The following is a 21,657-nucleotide window of genomic DNA, read 5'->3' on the forward strand; positions in this document are numbered from 1 at the left end:
GAATAAAATTAAACACTAAATTTACAAAGAACATCCAAACTCACCATCACAATACTATTATATTTTTATTTTATGGTACAGAAAATAAGATCAGAAACTAAAAAAGGAGTGATTCTAATGCCTAAATTTGTAGAACAGTTATTGCCTAAATCCACACTAGATCAGTTCAAGTATGAAATTGCGAAAGAAATAGGTATCTTACCTAAAATTGAAAATGGTTACTGGGGTGATGTTACCGCTGAAGAATGTGGTAAAGTTGGTGGTGAAATTGGAGGAAAGATGGTAAAAGCAATGATTAAAAGAGCCGAGACCATGCTTATAAATAAATATAATATTTAATTTCTGGGCAGTTTTATTTTAAAGGTAGTACCTATTCCTCTTTCGCTGTCTACCCAAATTTCTCCTTGATGTTCTTTTATAATTTGAGCTGATATACTCAGTCCTAATCCTGTTCCAGTTTCTTTAGTCGTATAAAATGGTTTAAAAATATTTTTTATTGTTTCTCTATCTATTCCACAACCATTGTCTTTAACGGACATTAGAAGATAGTTCCCATCTTCCTGTAAAATAATTGTTATCTTGCCATTGCAATTGATTGCTTCAATGGAATTTCTTATTAAGTTAATAAACACCTGCTTAATTTTCTCGGGTTGTCCATACAATAATGAATTCTTTAACTCACTCCTTTTTTCAATTTTAATATTTTTGTCATGGACTAAACTAGACATAATAAATATTATATCATCAATAAGCTGATTAATATCAAAAAATTTTCGTGTATTTTTTTTTGTTGAAAAAGATAAAAATTCATGAATTAACTTGTTCATACGATCCAGTTCGTCCAGGATAATTCGCAGGTGTTCTTTTTCATGAAAGTCTTGTTCCCGGTTCTGTAGTAATTGAATGAAACCTCGTACAGAGGTTAATGGGTTTTTGATTTCATGGGCCAAGCTGGCAGACATCTGCTCCATTAATGCATATCTTTCCGATTTCAACCAATCCTGAGTTACTTTGTATTTATAGTTTTTTTCGCTCACTTCAAGATTTTGTTCAGCTACTTCTAATAATCCTTGTCCCTCGTTATGATCTTTAGGATAAACAGCATAACCAGCTAGAACATACAGGTTATCATGTTGTGAATACCCACTAAATTTCCATTTTCTTGTATTTACATTTTCCTGCAACTTTTTTTCAAATCTTTCTTTTATCTCGTGGGCTTGTTCCAAATCAGAATTGGTTAATAAAACTGCAAAAACATCATCTTTCAAACGCGCAACAGTATCAAAATTTCTGATGGTTTGTCTTAAAATTTCAGCAATCCTAGTTAGATTCCATTCCAGACAACCATTTCTAACACCCGATTCCAGTTTGTTTAAATTAACTATTTTATATACTGCAACAGTAAATTTTTTATTCTCTCTTTTAGCACGCGATATTTCCTCATCCAATTTCATTAAAAAATATTTCCCATTTATTAAATGCGTTAATGGATCAATAATAGCTAATCGTTTTAAACGCTCCTGTAGTTTAATCTGATTCTGTAATACCTGATTATAATTTAAGGCAGCAATACTATTAATTAAAACAACAAGGATATGTATTAATAAAATTAAACCAAGAGAGAATATATCTAAAGACTTATAATAATTAATGATTTCTATTATTATACCCGCTGTTGATAATATTATCAAATAAATAGCCAGGGTACTTTTATTTTCACACAAAAGAAAATAAACAGGTAATGCGAACATTTCCCAAATTAATATATGTAATATTGGATTAATTGTAATATAATGGCTGATAAATAATATTATAACCGGCAATAAATATACGGCAGTTTTTATTAACTTAATAATTTGATTATAGAACAAGCTAATATCACCTCCCCAAAAAACTTGTATTTTATTTTCTACAAACTCTAATTCAATCCTTTGATGAAAAAGATAAAAAAAAGACTATTTTTGTCGAAAACGACAAAAATAGTCTTTACTTATTTTTAAGCCACGGCCTTAGTTTTAAATAATAGTCAACTCCAGACCAAATTGTCATTATCACTGCCAAACCCATAAAAACCGAAGCAAAAGGGAAATTAATCAAATAGGCACTAATCGCAACTATTTGCATGATAGTTTTTAACTTACCTAATATGCTTGCGCTTACAACAACACCTTCTGCAGCAACAATAGACCGTAACCCTGTAATGGCAAACTCACGTCCTATAATAATTATTGCAACCCAGGCTGGAATTTCCCGCAGCTCAACAAGGGAAACTAGAGCCGCTGAAATCAGTAATTTATCAGCTAAAGGATCCAGAAATTTACCTAGTCGTGTAATCTGTTTTCGAGAACGGGCAATATAACCATCAAGTCCATCAGTTGATGCTGCCAGAAGAAAAACTGCAAAGGCAATCCACTTTCCGTAAGGCAATTTGCTTACGAGTATTATCATAAATATTGGTACTAAAAAGATCCGGATCAATGTTAATTTATTAGCTAGATTCATGCACAATCTCCCCTAACAAATCATACTCGTAAGCTTCAGTAATCCTTATATTAACAAAATTACCTGAGGCTAAACTCTGATTTGATGAGAAAAAGATTTTGCCATCCACTTCGGGAGCCTCATACTGGCTCCGACCAAAATATAATCCTTCAGAAGTTGTCCCTTCAACTAAAACTAAAAAGGTTTTCCCTACTCGTTGCTGGTTTTTGGCATAGGATATTTCTTGTTGTACCTGCATAGCTCTTTCCCAACGTTGTTTTTTAAGGTTTTCAGGCACTTGGTTCTCCATATTGTAAGCAACGGTTCCGTCTTCCCGGGAATAAGTAAAAATTCCAACCCGGTCAAATTGCATTTCTTGCATGAACTCCAATAACTCATTAAAGTCATCTTCGGTTTCGCCAGGCAAACCTACTATAAAACTGGTACGCAAAACTATATCTGGTATCTCAGTCCGCAGCTTATAAACTAAATCTTTTATGAACTGTTTATTACCTTTTCGGTTCATAGTGGTTAAAATTTTATCACTACAATGTTGTAAAGGAATATCAAGGTAATGACAGACTTTCGGCAAATTCTTAATGGTTTTGATTAATTCATCGGAAAAAAATATAGGATAGCTGTATAATACTCTAATCCAATTTATGTTGTTATTATTATTGATTTCTTGTAATAAATCAACTAACTCTGGCTTACCATACAGGTCAAGACCATAACTGGTAGTATCTTGCGCTATTAATAGGATTTCCTTTACTCCCCGTTCTCCTAATAAATTAATTTCATTTAAAATATCTTCTTTCTTACGACTGCGAAACGCTCCTCTGATTACCGGGATTGTACAATAATGGCAGCGGTTATTACAACCCTCTGCTACTTTTACATACGCATAAAAATTAGGGGTTGTTAAGATACGTGGTTTAGACGAGTCATAAAGGTAATCATCTTTTTTATTAACTTCGGCGATTTTTTTACCAGCCAGTATCTGTTCAACTACATCACCGATTTTATCGATTTCATTAGTACCCAGAAAACCATCTACTTCAGGAAGTTCTTTTTCTAATTCATCATGATATTTCTTACTCAAACACCCAGTAACCACAAGAGCCTGACATTTACCCTTTTCTTTATATTGTGCCATTTCAAGAATAGTTTCTATAGATTCCTCTTTTGCAGACTGAATAAAGCCACAGGTGTTTATAATCAACACATCAGCTTCCTCGGCATTATCGGTTATAGTATATCCTTTATTAAACAAATGTCCCAACATTACTTCTGAATCAACCCGGTTTTTTGCGCATCCCAAAGATACAAGTCCTACTCTAACCATTTTTCTACTCCTTCCGTGAGCAAAAAAAGAAATGTCATTACTGACATTTCTTGCAGTAACCATAAAACTTAAGCTGATGATCTGTTATTTTGAACTGAGTTGCCTCAGCTATTGCTTTCTCCAGGGAATCCAGTAAATCATCAGCAAACTCCAATACTTCTCCACAGGATAAACAAATTAAATGATGATGATGATGTTCATCTTGTTCACTAAATTCATATCTACTTCTCCCATCACCAAAATTCATTTTTTGTAAAACACCTAAATCCGCCAGTAAATCTAGTGTACGATATACAGTTGCCATTCCAATTTCAGGATGTTTGGATTTGACCAAACTGTAGATATCCTCGGCCGATAAATGTCTTTCACCATGCTCAAGAAAGGTTTCCATGATAATCCTACGCTGGGGTGTTAATTTATAATCTTTCTCTGCTAAAAGCTGGCAAATCTCTTCAATAGTTTTAGACACAATCCCACCACCATCATGTCTATCTTAATAAATTATATTAACTTCGCTGTTGAATGTCAATCTTCGGAGGCTTAGCGGGAATCAAACAGCCTGGGCCGTTGCCAATCAATTCACTATGCCCTGTCTTAATCAAAGCCTCTTTTACCAGATGATAATTTTGTGGTAACCAGTACTGAATTAAAGCTCTTTGTAAAGCTTTATCATGCATACTTTTCGGAACATACACCTTTTTGCCTGTTAGAGGGTTAATGCCGGTATAATACATAGTCGTAGATAAACTGCCAGGGGTAGGAATAAAATCCTGCACCTGTTCTACCTTCATTTTATTTTTCTTTAAATATACCGCTAATTTTACCGCATCTTCCAGTGTACTACCCGGATGGGAAGACATTAAGTAGGGTACCAGATACTGTTTAAGTCCTAACCTTCTATTAGTTAGCTCATAAAGCTGTTTAAACTCTTCGAATTGTTCTATTGCTGGTTTCCCCATACAGTAAAGGACAACCTTTGAAATGTGCTCAGGTGCCACTTTCAACTGCCCACTAATGTGATGTTTACATAATTCCTCAACTATTTTCTCCTTTTCTCTATCTGCCAGTAAATAATCATATCTAATACCAGATCGAACAAAGACTTTTTTTATCCCTTTTAGGTTACGTACACTTCGTAATATTTCCAGAAATTTATCATGTCTGGGTTTTAAATGTTCACAGGGTTCAGGAAATAAACACTGTCTGTTTTTACACGCTCCGGCCACTGCCTGTTTAGAACAGGCAGGTCCTAAAAAATTAGCAGTTGGTCCACCAATATCATGAATATAGCCTTTAAACTCTGGCTGGTTAACTAATTTTTTTGCTTCCTCTACAATTGATTCTTTGCTTCTGCTTTGAACGATTCGCCCTTGATGCATTGTTAAAGCGCAAAAGTTGCAACCGCCATAGCAACCACGATTAGCAGTTATGGAAAATATCACCTCGGAAAGAGCCGGCACTCCTCCATCCTTGTCATAGATTGGATGCCATTTTCTTTGAAAAGGCAATTCATAAATCTGATCAAATTCAGTTTCCTTAAGGGGAAAAGCTGGCGGATTTTGAACTAGAAATCCCTTGTCTCGATAAGGTTGAATTAAAATTTTACCCCAAAAAGGATCCTGTTCAAGATATTGTTTTCGAAATGCTTCAGCATATACCAGCTTATCCCGACAAATACTCTCATAATCAGGCAAAAATATCACATTCTTTGGATCTAAAGTACCAATTTCTTCTTTTGAAGCAACATAACATAAACCACGAATATTTTTATAATTACCCTTACTACCTTTCTTTAATTCTAATGCTAGCTCTACAATACTTTTTTCCGCCATCCCGTATAACAACAGATCAGCTCCTGAAAGGATTAAAAAAGAAGGTAAAATTTTGTCCTGCCAGAAGTCATAGTGGGCAAAACGCCGCAGACTTGCTTCAATGCCGCCAAGAATCACCTTTTTATCCGGAAAAATTTCTTTAATAACCTGGGTATAAACTAGAGTCGGATAATCAGGTCTTAATCCCATTTTCCCGCCAGGGGAATAGGCATCTCTTTTTCTTCTTTTTTTGGCCGCTGTATAATGATTTACCATGGAGTCCAAATTACCGGCTGTTACCAGGAAGCCAAAACGAGGTGCTCCTAACTTTTTAAAATCATCCTTTTTCTTCCAGTTGGGTTGGGCGATAATCCCTACTTTAAAGCCATTTTCAATTAATACTCTGCTAATAATAGCAGAGCCAAAACTGGGATGGTCAACATAGGCATCACCTGTGATCAGAATAAAGTCAAGATAATGCCAGCCTAAATTACTCATTTCCTCTTTTGACATCGGTACAAACTCTGGTTGTTGCATCTTTTTCACAAACTCCTCTACAACTGACGATAGTTTTTATCATTAGCTATTATATCACAAACAAGGGACCCTTAATGGGGTCCCTTGCCGAGAATTTTATTGATTTCTTCAACAACCAGTTCAACCAGGCGTGGTAAATTATCAGCTATTGGAGGGGTTAGCTCCATACCCCAGGAAATAGTTCCTGGCTGCATCCCAAAAATAGTTGTATCCGGGCAATCTCCTAATAGCTGCGCAACCCTTAATACATCATACAAACCCAATTGATGAAAGGATAGCTGGTATTCCAGGGGGTATACATCTACCTGGTCTGGCTTGAATTTAAAAATTGCCCCTGGTTCCGTTCTGGCATTAACAGCATCGATAACTATTAAATAATCCTTCTCTTTCAACAGAGGTAAAAGGGCTAACCCAGCAGTCCCACCGGCAATTACCTCTACTTCTTCTGGCAAATTCATTTTTTCCAGCATTCTGGCAGCATGAATCCCTAAACCTTCATCTTGTAGGATTTCATTACCGATGCCCAGAACTAATACCTGCAACTTTTTCTTGTCCCGCATGTTCTTTACCTTCTTCTATACCAAATAGCATCAATTTTACCTGTTCAGGTGTTTCTGTTGAGGCCATATATACATGGATAATGGTGAAAGCGATGATAATCCACATCACCAGGTAATGGGTCATCCGTAAAGCATGTAATCCTCCTAGAGTAGTAACCACAGAGGAAAAGAGTTCTGGCCGATAAAGGGCAAAACCAGTTACTGCCTGGAACAGGATTATTACCACAATCCCCAGGTAGGAGAGTTTTTGCAGAGCATTATACTTCCCGCTTTTTTGGGGATGGGGCCCAATGAAAGCATAATACTTTACTACTTCCCATAAAGCCTTAATATCCTTAATGCCAAAGGAAAACTGGCCAGCATCAGCATATCTGCCTAAAAAAGCATAAATTATTCTGCCCAAGAGGTTGAAAAACAGCACATACATGAAAATGAAATGTAACAACCTGGCCTCAAACATATAACCAGGAGCAAAAGGTCGGTGAATATAAAAACCAGTCAATATTAGCACAGCCATTGAAACAAGATTGATCCAATGATAAACCCTGGTAGTGCGCGGGTGGTCGGCCGAATGAGCCATTCTCTACACCCCCTATAATACTCGATACTTGAGAATTTCATTAGTTTCAGGTTCAATTAAGTGAATAGCACATGAGAGACACGGGTCAAAGGAACGTACTACCCGTACTACATTAATGGGGTTCTTCGGATCAGGCACTGGAACACCAATTAATGCCTCTTCAACCGGTCCCCGTTTCTTTTTGTCATCCCGGGGTGAGAAGTTCCAGGTTGAAGGCACTACCAGCTGATAGTTTTCAATTTTTTGATCTTTAATATTGACCCAGTGACCAAGCGCACCGCGCGGAGCTTCATTTAAACCAGCACCTTTTCCTTCTTTGGGTGGCTGCCATTTTGTATTGTCATGAATCTTTATATCGCCTTTGCCAATAAGTTCGTACATTTTGTCTACCCATACCAGCAGCTGTTTTGCCAACAGGACAGCCTCCACAGCACGGGCAGCATGGCGAGCCACAGCCCCCGGCTTAATATTGTATTTCTTAATTACATCCATCAGTACCTGAGGCTTATTAATCAACATTCTGGCAAGAGGTCCTACTTCCATTGCATAGGCCTCATACCGCGGCGCCTTAACAAAAGAGTAAGCGTTTTCCTTGTCCGGGTTTACTTTAGTTTCGCCTTCACTTGGATGTTTAGCTTCACCATTGTACCAGGAATAGGTAATTTCTTCGGTTATTTTATCCGGAGTAAATTCTAATACCTGGTCAATATTTCCATTAACAATTACACCGGGCTTAAAGAACAAATTCTTTTTCTCGACATCATCATGGAAACCACCATAAGCCATGAAGTTACCATAACCGCCTCCAATACCAGCCTGTGCCAGCGGCAGTAGAGGCCCTGTACCAAAGATCAGCACATCCTTCAGATAGACATTTTCCAGGAAATCAATTTGTTCCAGTAACAAGCTACGATAATTGTTCAGTGTTTCTACTGATGGGAAATTGGTAAATCCACCTACTACCATGGCAGAGTTGTGAGGAATCTTTCCGCCCAGTAAAGCTGCCATACGCTTGGCCTTAGCCTGCATATCCAGAGCAAATAGATAGTGATAAACAGCAGTTGTTACCAGCTCAGGATCCTTTACAGAAAACTCATCAGGCTGATATCTGGGTACCAGCGGATGAGCATCACCAGCCTGCACCAGGGCAACAATTTTGTCTTTCACAGCGTTAAGCTTGGGATCATTTCCTTTATACTGGGCAACAGCAGTAACATCAATGTAATCCAAAGCACTTAAGTGATAGAAATGCAGCGGATGGTCGTGCAACCAGATTGCCCCCATCATCAGGTTACGCATCAAAACTCCTGCTTCGGGAACAGTGGCGCCAAAGGCCTCATCTAATGCCAATGCAGAAGCCCAACCATGAGAACCAGTACAGACACCGCAAACCCTGTCTGTTACATATACTGCATCCCGTGGGTCTTTACCCTGCAACAGCACTTCAAAGCCACGGAACATTGTACCAGCAGACCAGGCATCTTTAACAACACCATTTTCAACTTCTACTGTTATACTCAAATGACCTTCTATTCTAGTAACGGGATCAATCACAATTTTTTCAGCCATGGATTATTACCCCCTTATTCTTCTTTCTTGGTAAGTTTGCTTCCTGCAAAATGGACAGCTGCAGCAACAGCAGCAGCACCACCGATTACTTTTCCGATGGTATCAACATTAGTTGCTCCAATACCAGGCAGTTCCTTCTGAATAATTTCCTGTTTGTCATATAAGGGAGTAAATTTATGATAAAACTCTGGTTGTGAACAACCAGCGCAGGGAGAACCTGCATTAATACAGAAGTTGGCACCATCATTCCACCAGACCTGAGCACAGTTGGTATAGGTTTTTGGTCCCTTGCACCCCATCAGTAACAAACAATAATCCTTTTGTTTCGGATCATTCCAGTCGGTAACAAACTCGCCATTTTCAAAATGACCACGGCGCGGACAATTGTCATGTAAGAGGTTACTGTAGAATAGTTTTGGGCGTCTGTAGGCATCCAGTTCCGGAGCAGACTTGTAAGTAAGGTAATAAATAATCGTTGCCAGCAGTACTGATGGTTTCACTGGGCAATGTGGCAAGTTGATCACCTTTTGCTTGGTTTGTTCATCAACCACATCTGCCACACCTTTTGCTCCCGTTGGTCCAGCAGCTGGAATACCACCGTAGGCAGAACAAGCTCCAGCAGCCAGAACAACACTAGCATTTTGCGCTGCTTTAATCAGTGTTTCACGCCATGGTTTTCCAGCAACATAACAAAACTTATCATTTTCAGTTGGTACAGAGCCTTCAACAACTAATACATAGCCACCCTCTTTAATGGTTTCTTCCAGAACTTCTTCGGCAATGGTCCCGGAAGAACCCATTACCGTTTCGTGGTAGCGCAAAGAAATCATATCCAGTACAACTTCAGCTGCACTGGGTTTAATGGTAGCCAAAAAAGATTCACTGCATCCAGCACAATCCTGCCCTTCCAGCCAGATTACTGCTGGTTTTTTGGCAGCGCTCTCAACTGCAGCTGCCACCTGTGGTGCAGCCCCCTCCCCCAGGCCGATGGCCGCCGCAGTGGTAGCGCATAGTTTTACAAAGTCTCTTCGAGAGATCCCTCGGGAAATCAATCTTTCCAGCAAATCCATATACTTGCACCTCCTGGTTGATTTTATTGAGCTAGTAATGACTGGGCCTCAGAACTTAGCAACACCTTGCTGTCAATAACCTCAACTGGGATATTACCGATCTCCTGCCAGGCCGTATTTTCCCAGGACCAGCTTTTCTGGCATAAAGGACAAAAAAATTCCTGGTACTCCCGCCGCAGCATTAGTGGAAACCGGTCATGTGGACAAATTGAGTAAGTCAGAGCAAAACTATGGTTCCAAGCCCATAAAAAATAAGTATTATTTCGATAAAAGATTTTTTTAGGTGTTGATGATACATCTTCTAGACCGCAGAGAACTACCCCCTCGTTAACCTCTAGCCCTAACGTAGAAGCTTTTTTTATCAACTCGTCACCAACTTCCACAGCTTTTTCCATTGATTTTTTGATGAACCAGTTGAAGAATTCTGCTCTGGTTAACTTTTTCTCTGCCGTCATAGAAACATCACCCCAGTCATTTGCCCATAATTTCGACAATAATAAGAAAATTCCTTCTAAACCTTAATAATCCCCATAAGTACTTATGTAAAAAAAATAGACACAACTATGAGTTGTGCCTAATTTTCTTTCAGTTTTTTTTACTGTGGATATAATGTTTTTTTAATAACTTCACCTTTCTTGCCCATTGTACCAAGATCCTGGCCGTTAACTTTTAATTTAACTGCTGCAGCATTACCCACCCATAATTTAATCATTTTATCACTTTCAAATGATAATTTCTGCCCTTTACCTGCTATTCCCTGCCAGACAATCCCTTTTTCCGTTTCAATCTGCAACCAGGATGTCTCTTGAACAATCTCTACTGTTATCGCAATTTTTTTCTTTTCAACGGTCGGTGGAGGCTGCGTTGTTTCTGACGGTTTTTCTTGCGGTTGCTGGGGTTGTTGTACTGGTAATTGCTGTTTAGGGCTTTCTGACTTTTTTTCAGCTATTCGAGGATGTTTTTGACTAATATTTATGTTTTGCGGTTTGTTATAAATATAAAAGACTAAAATTACCGCCAGGACTCCTACAGCTACTACAAATAACTTGCTAAAAATTTTTTTCTCTTTTTTCCTCTCCGCTTTGATATTGGCTCTGTTAACTTTTATTACCTCTTCTTCCCCTATTTTAACATTCTGAAAACGCTGGGTTTTGTAACGCAAAAGAATCTCATCGGGGTCTAAACCAAGATAAGTTGCATAATTACGTAAAAATCCTTTAACATAAGCCTCACCAGGAATCTTGTCCCATTCTTCTTTTTCAAGAGCCTCTAAATAACGCCAGCGCATATTAGTTTCTTCTTCTACTTTTTGTAAGGTTAAATTCATACGCTCCCGAGCTTGTCTGAGTTCTTCACCAATTCCGCCCAACACTTATCCCTCCGTTAACTTAAATCAAAGGCATTAATACTAAGTGCGATATCTTCATAATTTATTTCTTCCGTAGGAGTTGCTCTTAGTTCTACTAAATAAGCAAAATCTGACCATGTTAAAAGTCCATGATTGACTAAAAAATCAGGATGTTCAACTACACAAGTGTAATTTCTCACTAATTCTAAAACTAATTCTTTATGCTTATAGCCACCTCTTGTATAGGTGATAATACCATCAATTAAGTAAATATGCTCATTATCAATATTTCCCAGCGATTCCCGGATAGTTTGCCGTAACAGTGAAGACGATACCAGCGTCCAGCGTTTATTGGCATAAACACAAGCAGCAATAGCCGATTCTGTTTTCCCGACTCTGGGTTTTCCCCGTAAACCAATTAATATTGGTGATTGTTTTTCGATTATCTCGCCAAGAAAATCTATCATTACTCCAATATCATTACGAGTAAATTGATAAGTGGCCGGTTCAGATTTTACAGGCTGGATTTTTTGACCATGCTTCACAGCAAGATAATCCAAAAACAGTGGCTTTCTCCAGGCCAGCACTTGAATTGAAGGAATGCGTGCAGCCGCTTGAAAAAAAGCTTCCAGAGCCTGGTCCTCTCCTTCCAGGAGAAAACATCTCCAGTTACCACTGACACCACTAACTTGTAATATATTTATTTTATATAAACCTATTAAAGTAGCAATATCTCCTAACAGTCCTGGGCGATTATCTAAATTCAAATACTCAAAATACTTTTTAGACATGAGCTATTCTCCTAAAGTATTTCTCTAATTCCTCTACACACTCATTGATATTGTCACTGGATATACATACATCAAATTCAGGATCAGGATGATTGGGGAATCCATAGACCTGATCATAATATTCTTCAATTAATATTCTTGCGAATTCATCTAAGTTACCTTCAAGTAACATTTCCAAAAGAGTTTTTACTTTTTCATTGCCAAGGCGTTGTCTTAATCTATATACAGCTGCAGATAATTCCATTCTCTGTTCAGGGTCATTCCAGTAATTTTTTAAGTATGTTTCTACAATTCTTTGGGTTCTGGTTTCTATGCTAGCGTAAATTAACACTTTGTGTCCAGTCTGCATAGTGGTGAAAAATTTTTCCGGTAATAATAAACGGCCAATCCGTTTGCTCTCCCCTTCTACAATAAAGAAGTTATGGGATTGTTCCACTTTCATTAAGTGTTGAAACAATAGGCCTTCAAAGTTTTTCTGGGTTGGTTGTTCTCCTAGACCGATGGCACCAAATACCGAGCCCCGGTTATTGGCTAGTTTTTCCAAATCAATAGCCGGCAGATTTTTTTCTATTAATAATTTATTAATTATTTCAGTTTTGCCTGTGCCCGTATTTCCATAAAGCACAATTGCCCCAGGTAAATCTGCACTGCTAAAATATCTGTGGACTAAGCGACGGAATGCTTTATATCCACCAATCAAACGCAAACAATTTATGTCCATAAAATTCAAGATATAAGCAAAGAACTTTGACCTATGACCTCCACGCCAGCAAAAAATTACAGGAATTTTATCGCCTGCTTTTTCCTTTACCTCTTTTACCAGCGAATAAATTTTGGGTCCAGCGATTTCCAAACCCCGCAATTTAGCTTGTTCAGGGGAAATTTGTTTGTAAATAGTACCAATTTCAGCTCTTTCTTCATCATTAAAAAGTGGTATATTGATAGCACCAGGTATGGTTGCTTCTTGAAACTCTTTCGGTGCCCTTATATCTACAAAAATAGCATTAGTTAGTTTAAGTGCCTCTGCTATTTCTATTTCCTTAACCATTTACAGTTCTCCTTCTATATACTTTTCCAAATTAAGTGTATCATGCAAATACGCTATCTGCAAGTAAAAAGGGAGCAGGATTAAAATTCTCCCCTCCCATCAGCAAAATAGTCATCCGTAACATAATAATTTTCATCAATTTCCCTTCTGACGAAGTTTTGCTTTCTTACGGCACGTATTCTAATCCGTTTAATGTTTTTATGCATCGCGATCCCTCCCGGAATATTGTCTCCTGATTTTTTTCACTCTATAACGGGAGGGATAATTATGAAAACCCATAAAACTGTATATTTGCTGGGCTCAGGATTTTCTAAAGCAGCCGGAGCCCCACTGGGTCGTGAGTTAATGGAGAAGATCTTTGACCAACACGATAAACCTAACATTAATAAAATGAAACACTGGATCTATAAACACATTTTCCCCACGAAAAAAGATTGGATTAGCAATTGTGAAATAGATGAATTAATTAGCCGACTTACTCTCCACTGTTATTATAACAATCAATGCCAACATACTTCGGAAATATTAAATGTAATCATCAAGGAACTGGCCAACTCCGTGAATTGTCAACTGGATAAAGCTGATTTTGCAATCTACCGGAATTTCATTGAGCGTCTCAAACCGCGAGACACAGTGATCACATTAAATTATGATACCATTTTGGAACGAAGCGGAATCAAAGGCAAGACAAGAAATTTGCTAAAGTTACATGGGAGTATCAGCTGGTCGTGGTGTAGCAGATGTAAGTATTATACTTTTCATAGCTCTTGGCAAACAGGAATGATTTGCCCTAAATGCCACTATCCCTTATTGCCTTTGATAGTCCCTCCACAAATTACAATCGCTGAACATTATAGCCCCTTAATTCCCTTTTATAATTATGCCATAAATGCTATTAAAAAATCAGACCGCATTGTTATCATAGGCTATTCCCTTCCTGCAACCGACTATGATATAAAAATGTTGTTGTTGCTTGGGATAAAGCAAAATCCCCGCAAAATTCCCATTTATATTATTAACGGACCTCACTGTGATATAAAAAATTATGAAATCCTCCGCAGGCACCTCATAAAAATAAAAATGACTGCAGAGGATTGGTTAAAATTACAATGAGGACAATAATAATGCTATAATTGTCTTGCCATCGATAATTTCTTTTCGCTTAATCATGTTTAAAGCTTCTTCAGGCGTAAAATAAAGTACATCTATTTCCTCACCTTCATCTAACTCCTGATCTGCTTGATCTTTCAGCTTACATGAAAAAACATACATTTTCTCGTCAGTAATTCCGGGACTGGGGAAATAAGAGGTTAATAACACCCAGTCACTACCAGTCCAGCCCGTTTCCTCCTTCAATTCTCGCTGAGCAGCCAGGAGAGGGTCTTCGCCTTTTTCGATTCCACCAGCAGGCAGTTCTAACAAAATTTTATCAATAGCCGGCCTTCTTTGCTGAACAAATGCGATTTTATTATCCGCTCGTTTAGCCAGTATCACTACGGCATCTTTACTGTGCAACCAGGAGAAGATTATCTTCTTCCCTCTTACAACCTCTTCCCTGGACCAAATTTCTTTAGCCACAAACAACACTCCTAAGCACTTTTTTCGATCTTTTTTAGGCTTCCATCCTGCTCAATCCCAAATGCTACAATTTTACCGCTTTTTTCTACTAACTCACAAAAACACGCACGGCAAAACCACAGATTCTGTCGAAGTATACCAATATCTCTGCTCTGGCAGATAGGACAGATAATTAATGTTTCCTTTTTATTTTTATTCATCTCGATTTATCCCTCCAAAAATCAAAATCAAACGCAATAGCTCCAGAACAGCCGTTACAGCTGCAGCCACATAAGTTAGGGCAGCAGCTCGCAAAACAGCACTTACTGCCGGCGATTCACTGCGAGTTATTAGACCAGTACTGCTTAGCAAATTTACAGCTCTTGAACTAGCATTAAACTCTACTGGTAAAGTAATGACCTGGAAAAGCACAGTAAAGGAAAACACAAGTATACCCAACTCAATCAGGTTGGCAGCGTGGAAGAAGAAGCCCAGGAGCAACAGGGGCCAGGACAGAAATGACCCGATATTTACGAGGGGAAAAATCCTGTGTCTGGCAACTAAGGCCCAGTATCCCTCACTATGCTGCACGGCATGCCCTACTTCATGAGCTGCAACAGCCAGACTTGCTATCGAGTTACCGTAATATATGTCAGGTGACAATCTTACAACTTTATGGATTGGATCGTAATGGTCCCCTAGAAAACCTTCCGTGATCTGAACAGGTATATGGGATAAACCCATTTTGTCCAGTAAAATACGAGCCACCACAGCTCCTGTTAAACCTTGCGAGTTTAGTTTGTTCTTATACTGTGAAAAAGTCGTTGTAACTTTCAATTGTGCATACAATGCCAGCAGAATTGCAGGTAATAACAGCCAATCATAGGGTGTCCAAAAAATCATATAACAAATCACTCCTTTTAAATTTATTTATTATGAATAATAACAGAAAAAGACCAACATTATCCAGTAATCACCGGATTAATGCAGGTCTTGCTTGACATACGTCTTACAAGGCCGGGCTCGTGCCGTATTGACGACCTTGTAAAGCTAACGCTTTGCGTTAGCCAGCTACTCCCCTGTTAATATTATGGTTTTTTACCTAATATATTTATAGCAAAGTATCGAATTTTTGTCAATATCAGATTTTGGTTTTTTCTATTGGAATAACTTTATAACCTTTAATAGCTATTTGATTTAACAGTTCGTCCAGCCCTTGATCTACATCCGCCGAGACCCCATGCAAAAGAATGATAGCACCTGGATGTATCTGCGCCATAACCTGTTTGATAACGGCCTGACTACCACCTGGCATTGGTTTCCAATCAGGAATGGCGACACTCCACAATACCGTCGTATAGCCCATTTTTTGTAATTGATCCAGCACTTGCTCACTATATTCTCCCTTTGGAGGTCGTAAATAGCGATAAATGGCTTTCTGTCCTGTGACCCGTTCAATTTCCAGTTGTAAAGGTTCAACTTCTTCTTTTAACTTTTTTCGATTCAGTTGGGGTAAACTTGGGTGGTTAATGGTATGGTTGCCAACAATGTGGCCATTGGCCACCATCTTTTGGGCCAAATCATGATTGTTCTTTAACCAATGCCCTGTAACAAAAAATGTAGCTTTAACTCCATGACGATTTAGAACCTCGATGATGTGGTCGGTATAACCATTCTCATAACCCAAATCAAAGGTTAATACTACTTCTTTTTTTCCCGTGGGAATCCGATATAATACACCATATTTTCTTAAAGTTTCCTCTTGTTCCAGCGTAATCCCTGGCCCTTGCTCATTCTGTGATTTTTTAAAACCCCAGGCTAAAGGTTTGTTAGAAAGATTTACTGCCGGCAGAGACATCTTCTCAGCTGAATTCGATTTAGTTATGGGTTTAGTTTTTGCAATAGGAGTTGCTTTCTGGCTTAGAAACCAAATTATCCCGGTAAAGCCTATAACAAATGCAATTATATACGCTATCTTTTTCATTTATATCACCTCATAACTAATTATTCCCCCTTTTGCAGCTACCATACATAAAAAAGGCCGCCAGGCGGCCTTAAAATCATTTTTTCCTCATATCCTCAATTAATTCTTTATATACGCGATCGATATTTTCGAGAAACTTCTCCTTACAATCGGCACAAACACACCAGCAAGCCCTGTCCTCTTTGTTTTCCTCAGTCAGCGTCAAGGTACACATTAACTCCGCATCTACCTCTCTCCCACAAAGTTCGCAGGACGAACACTTAAACATATTCTTCCCCCCATAGTTGTATTTTTTTATATTCTACCAGAGTTTGCCGTCTAAAAACAAGTGATAATTTTCGAAAAACCTATTGACATTTACATTGTCATGTAGTATCTTATCAAGTGTCCTCGCCACGCGGTGAACTCAAATGGCGTCTTGACAACATAAAAGATTGATGCTAAGATATTTTCCAGTGAAATGGAGCCGTGGTCTAGTCTGGTCTAGGATGCCTGCCTGTCACGCAGGAGGTCGCGGGTTCGAATCCCGTCGGCTCCGCCAGTTTCAAATCATGCCACGGTAGCTCAGTTGGTAGAGCAGAGGACTGAAAATCCTCGTGTCGGCGGTTCGATTCCGTCCCGTGGCACCAGCATGCGGAAGTGGCTCAGTGGTAGAGCATCGCCTTGCCAAGGCGAGGGTCGCGGGTTCGAATCCCGTCTTCCGCTCCAGTCTTTGCGGAGAGATGGCCGAGTAGGTCGAAGGCGGTCGCCTGCTAAGCGACTATACGGGCTAAAACCCGTATCGAGGGTTCGAATCCCTCTCTCTCCGCCACTAGCGCCCGTAGCTCAGTGGATAGAGCGCAGGTCTCCGGAACCTGGCGCGTAGGTTCGATTCCTACCGGGCGCACCATAGTATGGGTGTAAAATATGCCACTATAGCTCAGTAGGTAGAGCGCATCCTTGGTAAGGATGAGGTCACCGGTTCAATCCCGGTTAGTGGCTCCACTCTATCACCTGCCGAAGTGGCGGAATTGGCAGACGCACCAGACTCAAAATCTGGCGTGGTTACCCCACGTGCGAGTTCGAGTCTCGCCTTCGGCACCAGTTTTAATATGGCAGTGTAGCTCAGGGGCTAGAGCAATCGGTTCATACCCGATGTGTCGTAGGTTCGAATCCTACCACTGCTACCAGCATGCGGAAGTGGCGGAACCGGCAGACGCGCACGTTTGAGGGGCGTGTGGGGAAACCCGTGAGGGTTCAAGTCCCTCCTTCCGCACCAACATGGTGACCGTCGCCAAGTGGTTAAGGCACAGGGTTGTGGCCCCTGCATGCGTGGGTTCGACTCCCATCGGTCACCCCATCTTATGCCGGAGTGGCGGAACAGGCAGACGCACGGGACTTAAAATCCCGCGGGCCAAAAGCCCGTACCGGTTCAAGTCCGGTCTCCGGCACCACCCCTTCCCTCTTACCTAAACTGCGAAACCCCTGCCGGATAAGCAGGGGCTTTTAATATATTGCTTAATGAAAGAAAGCGGCTACAAGGCCGCTTTTTCTAATTAAGGGCAACAGTCACAGGGCTGGCTAAAGCCCGCACAGCCACCGGGCTGAGTGGGCTCTGGTAGTTCAATGCACTGTTCAGTACATACTGGCAGGCAAACGATAGCATTTGCATCGGCTTCAGCAAAGATCTTCTTTTGAACTTCGACATGAATAGCATTGACAGGAGCATTATTAATTTGAATTACTGTAAATACAGCTTTACAACAACGTATATCTTCGATTATGCCACATACATTAAATTCTGGTGGGGTACAAACAATACAGCCGCCTGGCACAACATTGGCTGGTATGCAGACAGTAACGTTAAATGTACCAGTTGCCATTCCAATTCCACCAGAATAAGTAAACACGACTGTAACCGTATACTGTACTTTTAAACAAAACTCTAACCCATCATAAGTCGCTTCAGTAACGCTGACATTGGCAACTCCACAGTGAATTGGACAGGCATCATCAGGAATTGGCTGTCCTTCATTAAATGTTGTCAAATCATGTTCATTACACTCACATCCCCGGGCCCAGGCACATACTTTCCGCATAATGACCGGGATACACTGAGTAGCTGGAACCTGACGTTCGCTCATTATATATACCTCCTTTTGCCTAATCACTCGTTCCTATACCAAAATATGCTGGAAAAAAAGAAAAGTGCCGCCTAACAGCAGCACTGTTAAAAATGCACCCCGTTCCCATTTATTCCTGGGCAAAATGCTCGGTAAACATCATGCCATAGGGACCGCCTTTAATGATCCCTACACCATAGTGAGTATATTTAGGATTGAGAATATTGGCCCTGTGGCCAGCACTATTCATAAAATTATTATGGGCTCTCTCCGTAGCCCAGGTACCTGCTATGTTCTCCCCTGCTGCCAGATATTTCACGCCAACGGCCCCCATCATGGCCCATGGAGCGCCATATACAGGTGAGATATGGCCAAAATAGTTGTTTTTAATTAAATCGAGACTTTTTAGCCGGGCGGTAATCGTCAGACGATAATCGAATTTTAGCGGGGCAATCCCTACTTTCACCCGTTCTTGATTAATTAACTCCAGGAGTTTTTGTTCATCCTGGGTTAGGGGATAAAGTACCCTGGATACATCCAGCTTACTCCCTGCTGGTGCAAGAAAACCGTTATTTGCTTGTGTTACTGCTGGACTAGGAACAGTATTTTGCACAATCGAAGGTGCAGGAACAGCAGCGTTATTCTGATTAATTAAGTACGAAATAACCCTGCTATCAGCAACCCCATTAGGATAAACTCCCATTTGTTTTTGAACTGCTTTTACAGCAAGATAGGTAGTAAAGTCAAAATATTCATCAGGGGTTTTGGTGAAAAAGCCTTTGTCCACTAATAATTGTTCCAGAACTTTTATTTCCGGTGCATTTTGATAGATGCGATAAGGTGCATTGGCCGTTAAAATTTCCAAATCATTAGCCCAGGCTACTGAGGAAAACATAAGCAGGCTTATCAAGATTGCTACGATTAATTTACTAATTTTTTTCATAAAATACCCCTCCTTAATGTATGTTTTATATATTCTTCATCAAGGAGGGGATTCCTTTCAGTAATTTTTAGCAGCAAAGGTATTGAATTGCCAGTTGAATCTCGGGCTGCTCAGAAAGGGATTGAATTTTTTCCCACTGGTCTTCACCCTCCACCCAGGGAACAAGGAAAACGGGTATATTGCTTAAATGTTCTTTAATATATTGTTTGTTCATTTCAGCTAGTTCTTGATTGCTAGGCGTGGCTCCTGAAAGTATGATCGCTGCTACTTCTAGCTGTCTATTTTGTATCGCCTCCACTGTTAAGAGAGTATGGTTAATCGTCCCAAGGGCTGCTCTTCCGATAACAATCACTGGAGCTTTCAACTCACTGGCCCAATCAGCGACCAGTTGCCCGGGAAAATAAGGTACCAGCCATCCCCCTGCCCCTTCCACAAATAATATATCAAACTTACCTCGTAATTTGTCGATTTCGTTGATTATTTCCATTTTATCTATGAATGCTTCATGCTTATTGATAGCAAAAGCAGGAGCAATTGCTTCCAAAAAACTGTAAGTTAGGATTTCTTGCCCTTCCAAACCGGAAATTCTAGTGAGTATGCCGGCATCACTTGCTGACCACTCATCAACCCCGGATTGCAATGGTTTATATCCTCCTGCTTCCATCCCCCTTTTTCGCATTGCCCTAATCAGGCTAGCGGTAATTAAAGTTTTGCCGACTTCGGTATCTGTCCCGGTTACAAAAAACACTTTCCCCATTATATCACCCCTATCTGTTTCCCCGACTCATAAAGGGCTTGCAACAGCATCTCTATATCGCTGTCACTATGAGTCGCCATCAAAGTCACGCGCAACCGACTGCTGCCATCTGGTACAGTTGGTGGTCTCACTCCAGGAGCAATAATACCTCTCTTAAACAGTTCCCGGGCCAACTGCATGGTCTTGGCTGAGGAACCGATAATAATAGGTATAATCGGTGTAATGCCATCTGGGACATCGTAACCCAGCTTCCTTATCTGGGCTCTGACTTCTATCGCCAGATACCGTAATCGATTGCGGCGCCAGGCCTCGACTTTAATTAGTTTCACAGCCTGCAAAGCCGCCCCTACAACGGCTGGAGGTAAGGCAGTGGAAAAAACGAAAGAGCGACATTTATTGATTAGATATTCCTTTACAATGTTTCTTGTAGCCACAAATCCTCCCTCAGCAGCCAGGGCCTTGCTTAAAGTACCCATATGTAACAAAACCTCTTCCGGTGAAAGGGAATATTCTGCCACCGTTCCAGAACCATCAGGCCCCAAGACCCCGGTACCGTGGGCGTCATCTACCATTAACATGGCTCCATATCGCTGACAGCTCTTGACAATCTCAGGCAAAGGGGCTAAATCACCGTCCATACTAAAAACTCCATCAGTAACAACCAGTATCCGTCTGTACAACTTATAGTTCTCTTTTAGCAGCTGCTCCAGGTGTTTATAGTCATTGTGTTTATAAATAACTACCTTAGCCTTACTCAACCGGCAGCCATCAATTATACTGGCATGATTGAGTTCATCACTTATAATCAAGTCTTCTTTTCCTACCATGGTAGAAATAATCCCTATATTGGCCATATAACCTGTACCAAAAAGCAAAGCATTCTCCTGCTTTTTTAACTCAGCCAGAGCCTGTTCTAGTTGTCCCTGCAAAGCATTGGCTCCATAAAGCAGCCGGGATCCACCTGTACCAGTACCATACTGGCGTACAGCCTCCTGACAGGCATTGACTACTTTCTCCTCTGTTGTCAAACCCAGATAGTTATTAGAACAAAAGAGCAGTTTTTCGCCATCAGCAGTCTGCACATGCGGTTGGGCAGCACTATAAAGGGGTTTAATCTCTCTGTATAATTCCCTCTCTCTAAGTAAGGCTAGTTCTTGCTCTATCCATTCCATTC

23 protein-coding genes and 11 tRNA genes are annotated in these 21,657 nt (G+C 40.1%); 13 read left to right on the forward strand and 21 right to left on the reverse strand.

Annotated features, from left to right (window positions below; genetic code table 11):
• Window positions 1-117: 117 nt before the first annotated feature.
• The gene (locus tag JDF658_RS13290) at window positions 118-339 is read left to right on the forward strand and encodes an alpha/beta-type small acid-soluble spore protein (protein ID WP_078666400.1); all 222 of its coding nucleotides are present in this window, start codon (window positions 118-120) and stop codon (window positions 337-339) included.
• On the opposite strand, the gene JDF658_RS13295 is transcribed toward JDF658_RS13290, so the two are convergent.
• The 13 genes from JDF658_RS13295 to mnmH form a co-directional block, all read right to left on the reverse strand.
• The gene (locus tag JDF658_RS13295; protein WP_079907988.1) at window positions 336-1,871 is read right to left on the reverse strand and encodes an ATP-binding protein; all 1,536 of its coding nucleotides are present in this window, start codon (window positions 1,869-1,871) and stop codon (window positions 336-338) included. The two genes, JDF658_RS13290 and JDF658_RS13295, sit on opposite strands and share 4 nt — an antisense overlap.
• A 115-nt stretch (window positions 1,872-1,986) precedes the next feature.
• Window positions 1,987-2,502 carry a CDP-diacylglycerol--glycerol-3-phosphate 3-phosphatidyltransferase gene (gene pgsA, locus JDF658_RS13300; protein ID WP_078666398.1) on the reverse strand — a complete coding sequence of 172 codons (516 nt, stop codon included), beginning with the start codon at window positions 2,500-2,502 and terminating at the stop codon, window positions 1,987-1,989.
• Window positions 2,489-3,826, reverse strand: coding sequence for a 30S ribosomal protein S12 methylthiotransferase RimO (rimO, locus tag JDF658_RS13305; protein ID WP_078666397.1), 1,338 nt, complete (start codon window positions 3,824-3,826; stop codon window positions 2,489-2,491). The genes pgsA and rimO overlap by 14 nt, the downstream gene beginning before the upstream one ends.
• 37 nt (window positions 3,827-3,863) lie before the next feature.
• On the reverse strand, window positions 3,864-4,295 hold the full coding sequence (locus JDF658_RS13310; protein ID WP_078666396.1) for a Fur family transcriptional regulator: 432 nt from the start codon (window positions 4,293-4,295) through the stop codon (window positions 3,864-3,866).
• Window positions 4,296-4,332: 37 nt separating this feature from the next.
• Window positions 4,333-6,174: a YgiQ family radical SAM protein gene (locus JDF658_RS13315; protein WP_079907990.1), complete on the reverse strand. Its 1,842-nt coding sequence runs from the start codon at window positions 6,172-6,174 to the stop codon at window positions 4,333-4,335.
• A 71-nt stretch (window positions 6,175-6,245) separates the two neighbouring features.
• The gene (locus JDF658_RS13320; RefSeq protein ID WP_079907991.1) at window positions 6,246-6,734 is read right to left on the reverse strand and encodes a HyaD/HybD family hydrogenase maturation endopeptidase; all 489 of its coding nucleotides are present in this window, start codon (window positions 6,732-6,734) and stop codon (window positions 6,246-6,248) included.
• The gene (gene cybH, locus JDF658_RS13325) at window positions 6,688-7,314 is read right to left on the reverse strand and encodes a Ni/Fe-hydrogenase, b-type cytochrome subunit (protein WP_078666393.1); all 627 of its coding nucleotides are present in this window, start codon (window positions 7,312-7,314) and stop codon (window positions 6,688-6,690) included. The genes JDF658_RS13320 and cybH overlap by 47 nt, the downstream gene beginning before the upstream one ends.
• A 12-nt stretch (window positions 7,315-7,326) precedes the next feature.
• On the reverse strand, window positions 7,327-8,883 hold the full coding sequence (locus JDF658_RS13330; protein ID WP_078666392.1) for a nickel-dependent hydrogenase large subunit: 1,557 nt from the start codon (window positions 8,881-8,883) through the stop codon (window positions 7,327-7,329).
• A gap of 14 nt (window positions 8,884-8,897) precedes the next feature.
• Window positions 8,898-9,953: a hydrogenase small subunit gene (locus tag JDF658_RS13335; RefSeq protein WP_079907993.1), complete on the reverse strand. Its 1,056-nt coding sequence runs from the start codon at window positions 9,951-9,953 to the stop codon at window positions 8,898-8,900.
• 23 nt (window positions 9,954-9,976) lie between these two features.
• The gene (locus JDF658_RS13340) at window positions 9,977-10,447 is read right to left on the reverse strand and encodes a hypothetical protein (protein WP_143311860.1); all 471 of its coding nucleotides are present in this window, start codon (window positions 10,445-10,447) and stop codon (window positions 9,977-9,979) included.
• A gap of 101 nt (window positions 10,448-10,548) precedes the next feature.
• Window positions 10,549-11,322 carry a RodZ domain-containing protein gene (locus JDF658_RS13345; RefSeq protein WP_079907994.1) on the reverse strand — a complete coding sequence of 258 codons (774 nt, stop codon included), beginning with the start codon at window positions 11,320-11,322 and terminating at the stop codon, window positions 10,549-10,551.
• 14 nt (window positions 11,323-11,336) lie between these two features.
• Window positions 11,337-12,092 carry a DUF3388 domain-containing protein gene (locus tag JDF658_RS13350; RefSeq protein WP_078666388.1) on the reverse strand — a complete coding sequence of 252 codons (756 nt, stop codon included), beginning with the start codon at window positions 12,090-12,092 and terminating at the stop codon, window positions 11,337-11,339.
• Window positions 12,085-13,140, reverse strand: coding sequence for a tRNA 2-selenouridine(34) synthase MnmH (mnmH, locus tag JDF658_RS13355; protein ID WP_079907996.1), 1,056 nt, complete (start codon window positions 13,138-13,140; stop codon window positions 12,085-12,087). Before mnmH ends, JDF658_RS13350 begins: the two co-directional genes overlap by 8 nt.
• 267 nt (window positions 13,141-13,407) lie before the next feature.
• On the opposite strand from mnmH, the gene JDF658_RS13360 reads away from it, so the two are divergent.
• Entirely contained in the window at window positions 13,408-14,253 is an 846-nt protein-coding gene (locus JDF658_RS13360) for a Sir2 family NAD-dependent protein deacetylase (protein WP_159071877.1), read from the forward strand.
• On the opposite strand, the gene JDF658_RS13365 is transcribed toward JDF658_RS13360, so the two are convergent.
• The 4 genes from JDF658_RS13365 to JDF658_RS13380 form a co-directional block, all read right to left on the reverse strand.
• On the reverse strand, window positions 14,245-14,718 hold the full coding sequence (locus JDF658_RS13365; protein WP_159446647.1) for an NUDIX hydrolase: 474 nt from the start codon (window positions 14,716-14,718) through the stop codon (window positions 14,245-14,247). The genes JDF658_RS13360 and JDF658_RS13365 overlap by 9 nt on opposite strands.
• 11 nt (window positions 14,719-14,729) lie before the next feature.
• On the reverse strand, window positions 14,730-14,918 hold the full coding sequence (locus JDF658_RS13370; protein ID WP_078666384.1) for a hypothetical protein: 189 nt from the start codon (window positions 14,916-14,918) through the stop codon (window positions 14,730-14,732).
• Window positions 14,911-15,600 carry a zinc metallopeptidase gene (locus JDF658_RS13375; RefSeq protein WP_143312020.1) on the reverse strand — a complete coding sequence of 230 codons (690 nt, stop codon included), beginning with the start codon at window positions 15,598-15,600 and terminating at the stop codon, window positions 14,911-14,913. Before JDF658_RS13375 ends, JDF658_RS13370 begins: the two co-directional genes overlap by 8 nt.
• A 238-nt stretch (window positions 15,601-15,838) precedes the next feature.
• A complete protein-coding gene (locus JDF658_RS13380) occupies window positions 15,839-16,681 on the reverse strand; it encodes a polysaccharide deacetylase family protein (RefSeq protein ID WP_078666382.1) in 843 nt (280 codons plus the stop codon).
• Window positions 16,682-17,143: 462 nt separating this feature from the next.
• Between JDF658_RS13380 and JDF658_RS13390 the strand changes: the two genes are divergently transcribed.
• The 11 genes from JDF658_RS13390 to JDF658_RS13440 all read left to right on the forward strand — a co-directional run bounded on the left by JDF658_RS13390 (window position 17,144) and on the right by JDF658_RS13440 (window position 18,114).
• A tRNA-Asp gene (locus JDF658_RS13390) sits at window positions 17,144-17,222 on the forward strand.
• 12 nt (window positions 17,223-17,234) lie between these two features.
• Window positions 17,235-17,310, forward strand: a tRNA-Phe gene (locus JDF658_RS13395).
• Between the two features lie 4 nt (window positions 17,311-17,314).
• A tRNA-Gly gene (locus JDF658_RS13400) sits at window positions 17,315-17,389 on the forward strand.
• A gap of 8 nt (window positions 17,390-17,397) precedes the next feature.
• A tRNA-Ser gene (locus JDF658_RS13405) sits at window positions 17,398-17,492 on the forward strand.
• 3 nt (window positions 17,493-17,495) lie between these two features.
• Window positions 17,496-17,570, forward strand: a tRNA-Arg gene (locus JDF658_RS13410).
• A 19-nt stretch (window positions 17,571-17,589) separates the two neighbouring features.
• Window positions 17,590-17,665, forward strand: a tRNA-Thr gene (locus JDF658_RS13415).
• Window positions 17,666-17,676: 11 nt separating this feature from the next.
• Window positions 17,677-17,764, forward strand: a tRNA-Leu gene (locus tag JDF658_RS13420).
• Window positions 17,765-17,774: 10 nt separating this feature from the next.
• A tRNA-Met gene (locus JDF658_RS13425) sits at window positions 17,775-17,850 on the forward strand.
• A gap of 4 nt (window positions 17,851-17,854) precedes the next feature.
• Window positions 17,855-17,939, forward strand: a tRNA-Leu gene (locus JDF658_RS13430).
• 5 nt (window positions 17,940-17,944) lie between these two features.
• Window positions 17,945-18,020: transfer RNA gene (locus JDF658_RS13435), tRNA-His, on the forward strand.
• Between the two features lie 6 nt (window positions 18,021-18,026).
• Window positions 18,027-18,114 (forward strand) — tRNA-Leu (locus JDF658_RS13440).
• 102 nt (window positions 18,115-18,216) lie between these two features.
• Here the strand turns inward: JDF658_RS13440 and JDF658_RS13445 are convergent.
• From JDF658_RS13445 to bioF, 4 genes are all read right to left on the reverse strand, one after another.
• Entirely contained in the window at window positions 18,217-18,804 is a 588-nt protein-coding gene (locus tag JDF658_RS13445) for a hypothetical protein (protein ID WP_078666457.1), read from the reverse strand.
• Between the two features lie 109 nt (window positions 18,805-18,913).
• Window positions 18,914-19,726, reverse strand: a complete 813-nt coding sequence (locus JDF658_RS13450; protein WP_078666458.1) for a CAP domain-containing protein — start codon at window positions 19,724-19,726, stop codon at window positions 18,914-18,916.
• A gap of 67 nt (window positions 19,727-19,793) precedes the next feature.
• Entirely contained in the window at window positions 19,794-20,483 is a 690-nt protein-coding gene (gene bioD, locus JDF658_RS13455) for a dethiobiotin synthase (protein ID WP_079908000.1), read from the reverse strand.
• Complete coding sequence (gene bioF, locus JDF658_RS13460) at window positions 20,483-21,655, reverse strand: 8-amino-7-oxononanoate synthase (RefSeq protein ID WP_079908001.1); 1,173 nt, start codon at window positions 21,653-21,655, stop codon at window positions 20,483-20,485. Before bioF ends, bioD begins: the two co-directional genes overlap by 1 nt.
• Window positions 21,656-21,657: the final 2 nt, after the last annotated feature.

Origin of the sequence: Carboxydocella sp. JDF658 (assembly GCF_002049395.1) — a bacterium.
In the GTDB taxonomy this organism is placed as follows: domain Bacteria; phylum Bacillota.